4 protein-coding genes are annotated in these 3,476 nt (G+C 45.3%); 3 read left to right on the top strand and 1 reads right to left on the bottom strand.

The genetic code is table 11. From position 1 onward, the window contains the following. Positions 1-1,155 (bottom strand): site-2 protease family protein (locus PX636_RS12840; protein ID WP_288117490.1); only part of this gene is annotated, 1,155 nt, incomplete at its 3' end. A gap of 63 nt (positions 1,156-1,218) precedes the next feature. On the opposite strand from PX636_RS12840, the gene ruvA reads away from it, so the two are divergent. The 3 genes from ruvA (at position 1,219) to apcB (ending at position 3,188) form a co-directional block, all read left to right on the top strand. Next, on the top strand, positions 1,219-1,848 hold the full coding sequence (gene ruvA, locus PX636_RS12835; protein ID WP_147070097.1) for a Holliday junction branch migration protein RuvA: 630 nt from the start codon (positions 1,219-1,221) through the stop codon (positions 1,846-1,848). Positions 1,849-2,137: 289 nt separating this feature from the next. After that, positions 2,138-2,623 carry an allophycocyanin subunit alpha gene (gene apcA, locus PX636_RS12830; RefSeq protein WP_002739012.1) on the top strand — a complete coding sequence of 162 codons (486 nt, stop codon included), beginning with the start codon at positions 2,138-2,140 and terminating at the stop codon, positions 2,621-2,623. A gap of 79 nt (positions 2,624-2,702) precedes the next feature. Then, entirely contained in the window at positions 2,703-3,188 is a 486-nt protein-coding gene (gene apcB, locus PX636_RS12825) for an allophycocyanin subunit beta (RefSeq protein WP_002738786.1), read from the top strand. The last annotated feature ends 288 nt before the right edge of the window (positions 3,189-3,476 follow it).

The raw sequence follows: 3,476 nt of genomic DNA, 5'->3' as shown, positions 1-3,476 counted from the left end.
GCCGTTTTCTTCTACCACTGTCACTTGAGATAAATTTTCGCCTTCCAAAATTTTCACCACATCTAAGAGAGAAGTATCAGACAAAACCAGTTTAAGACTTTCGCTAGTTTGTAATAACTGGCCGATATTTACCTCTGTCCATTGGGAAGTGGGAATCGTTTTCAGAGCCTCTACATTAATCACCCCCAATAGTTTACCTTCGCTATCGGTAACTAGGAATTTAGACCATTGTTGTTTACCGATAACATAATTATTAGCAAACTCGCGCAGGGTTAAATTAATCGGCACTACAGGACTATTAGGAGAGATAACATCTTTAGCGGTGTAGCGACTTAGGAAATCTTGAACCTTAGCTGATTGAGCGGAAAAGCCAGCATTTTGTAGAAGGAAAAAGCCAATTAATAGCGTCCAAGCACTGCCAAATTGACTGATTCCGAGAATTGATAGCGCACCGATGACAATCGCTAACCAACCAAAAAATTGACCGAAACGACTAGCGAATAAAACCCCTTTATTGGGATTACCCGTTACTTGCCAGACGATGGCTTTAAGGATATTACCACCATCTAGAGGTAAACCGGGGATCAGGTTAAATAACCCTAGGGCGAGGTTGATATAGGCCAGGAGAGAAAGAATCGCCGCCAGGGGCGCATTTAAGCTAATATTGGAACCAATAATTAGGAAGATACCGAAGAGCAGTAAACTAACTAAAGGGCCGGCAATTGCTACTAGAAAAGCTTCTAGGGGAGTTTTCGATTCTCTGCCGAGAGTTGCCAAACCACCGAATAAAAAGAGGGTAATTGATTTGACTTCAATACCTTGGGCGATGGCAACAAAACTATGACCTAATTCGTGGGCAACCACGGAGGCAAATAGGAGAATAGCGGCAAAAAATCCTAATAGCCAGGGCATGATTCCCGTTAACTGGGGAAACTGACTTAAATCTCCCCCATAGGTCAAGGTAATTAACCCCAGAACAAAGAACCAAGAAGGATTAATATAAAAGGGAATTCCAAAGAGATTCCCGACTCTAATGTTGCCATTCATTTTGTATCTTCTCCAATTATTGGGGACTAACGCCAAGAAGATTAGGTTATCAATTACGCCATTCACTTCTGTTAACAATTGTAACAAAAATGAAAATCTCCCCGGCATTCCTTCAGGGAGTAAAAACCGTCATCCCTGTGGTTCGGTTATTTTCGTAGGAGAATTAAATCAATGATTAATTATTTACGGGGACAAGCGATCGAGGTGATCAAAACCCCTAATAACCGACTGATCTTGATTTTAGACGTAAACCAGATCGGTTACGAAATCCAAATTCCCTCGCGATTAGCCCTAGACATCGGCAACGATAACAATGATAGTTGTCAGATTTTTACTCACCTACTCCTTCGCGAGGAGCAGCCTTTATTGTACGGTTTCGGCACCGCCCCAGAGCGAGATCTGTTTCGTCAACTGCTTTCCGTCAATGGAGTTGGAGCGCAATTAGCCCTAGCTTTAATCGATACGTTGGGGATTGAGGAACTTGTGGTGGCGATAGTGACAGGAAATACCAAAATTTTGAGCAAAACCCCCGGAGTCGGCTTAAAAACAGCAGAGAGAATCGCTTTAGAGTTAAAAACTAAATTGGCAGCATGGCGACAACTAAGAGAAGCGACGACGACAACCACGGCAATACTACCGGCAGCGGCAATCCTTGAAGATGTGCAGATGACCCTTTTAGCTTTAGGATACAGCCGAGAGGAAATCGATCGAGCTATCGCAGTCCTCAGTCAAGATGCTTTATTCAGTAAAAATACTCAGCCAGAAGACTGGATTAAGGGGGCAATTAATTGGCTAGGTTAAATCAGTCGTCGGTCGTCGGTCGTCAGAAGATTAGTTTTATTGATTCTCCCCACACCCCACACCCCACACCCCACTCTGGTGCTCCTTTCTCAGGGCAAATGTTAAAAAGTATTACGAAAATAGTGAGAAGGTGAACCAGATGCCGCAAAATAGTTGCGTTAGGTCGCTCTAGCTAGGGAAGTCTTGAGACGCTGAGGCGGAAACGAGATAACTTGAGCGTAGTGACCACAACTGCTATAAAATGTCAGATTAAGTTTATTAATCTCACTTAGTTGGGAGGAATCCATCAATGAGTATCGTCACGAAATCGATCGTGAATGCTGATGCTGAAGCTCGTTACCTCAGCCCCGGCGAACTAGACAGAATTAAAGCCTTCGTTGGCAGTGGTGCCGCTCGTTTACGCATCGCCGAAACCCTGACCGGCGCTCGCGAAACCATCGTCAAACAAGCTGGCGATCGCTTATTCCAAAAACGTCCTGACATCGTTTCCCCCGGTGGCAACGCTTACGGCGAAGAAATGACCGCTACCTGTCTGCGTGACATGGACTACTACCTACGTTTAATCACCTACGGAGTAGTCGCTGGTGATGTCACCCCGATTGAAGAAATCGGTTTGGTCGGTGTGCGTGAAATGTACAAATCTTTAGGAACCGACATCGGTGCCGTAGCTCAAAGCGTTCGCGAAATGAAAGAAGTTGCTACCGGTCTTATGTCTTCTGACGATGCTTCTGAAGCTTCTTCCTACTTCGATTACGTGATCGGCTCTATGTCGTAGAATAATTCCTTTGTGAATTGTTCTAGACACACCCCTCGTAAACCTCTTAAGATTAAGCAAAACCCAAGGAAGAACCACCATGCAAGACGCAATTACTTCTGTTATCAACTCTGCTGACGTTCAAGGCAAATACCTTGACGCTTCTGCTCTCGGCAAACTGAAAGGCTACTTCGCCACCGGTGAACTGCGCGTGCGCGCCGCTAGTGTCATTAGCGCCAACGCTGCTGGTATCGTTAAGGAAGCTGTGGCTAAGTCCCTGTTATACTCTGACGTAACCCGTCCCGGTGGTAATATGTACACCACCCGTCGTTACGCCGCTTGTATCCGTGACCTCGACTACTATCTCCGTTATGCTACCTACGCTATGTTAGCTGGAGATCCTTCTATCCTCGATGAGCGCGTTCTCAACGGCCTGAAAGAAACCTACAACTCTTTAGGTGTACCCATCTCCTCCACCGTTCAAGCTATCCAAGCTATGAAAGAAGTCACCGCTAGTTTAGTCGGTGCTGATGCGGGTAAGGAAATGGGGATTTACTTCGACTACATTAGCTCTGGCTTAAGCTAGAAGTAACGAACTCGGACAAAATAGGGTTCGGGAAGCCGAGGATGAGTGCTAGGTCTTTAAAGGCTGAATCTGTCCAAGATAGGTTTTGACGAGCTAGTATTGATCCTTGACTCCCGACCTTTGTTATCGAAAATTTGGGTTGAAAACCCCGCCCCTTTTAGGGCGGCTTTGTGTTAAAATATTACTCGTCTAAAAAACCCGCCCTATCATAGATACGACCGAATAAATATATTAGGTTGAAATTCCTGCAACGGGTTGACGATGAGTAAGGGGAAGCTGACGGCCGCT

Source organism: Microcystis sp. M53598_WE2 (assembly GCF_030067735.1).
In the GTDB taxonomy this organism is placed as follows: domain Bacteria; phylum Cyanobacteriota; class Cyanobacteriia; order Cyanobacteriales; family Microcystaceae; genus Microcystis; species Microcystis aeruginosa.
Note: the sequence above shows the minus strand (reverse complement) of the source record. Positions and strands in the feature narration are given on the sequence as shown.

Coding starts and splice junctions, on each gene's coding strand:
- ruvA (WP_147070097.1), top strand. CDS start 1,219: ATGATTAATTATTTACGGGGACAAGCGATCGAGGTGATCAAAACCCCT.
- apcA (WP_002739012.1), top strand. CDS start 2,138: ATGAGTATCGTCACGAAATCGATCGTGAATGCTGATGCTGAAGCTCGT.
- apcB (WP_002738786.1), top strand. CDS start 2,703: ATGCAAGACGCAATTACTTCTGTTATCAACTCTGCTGACGTTCAAGGC.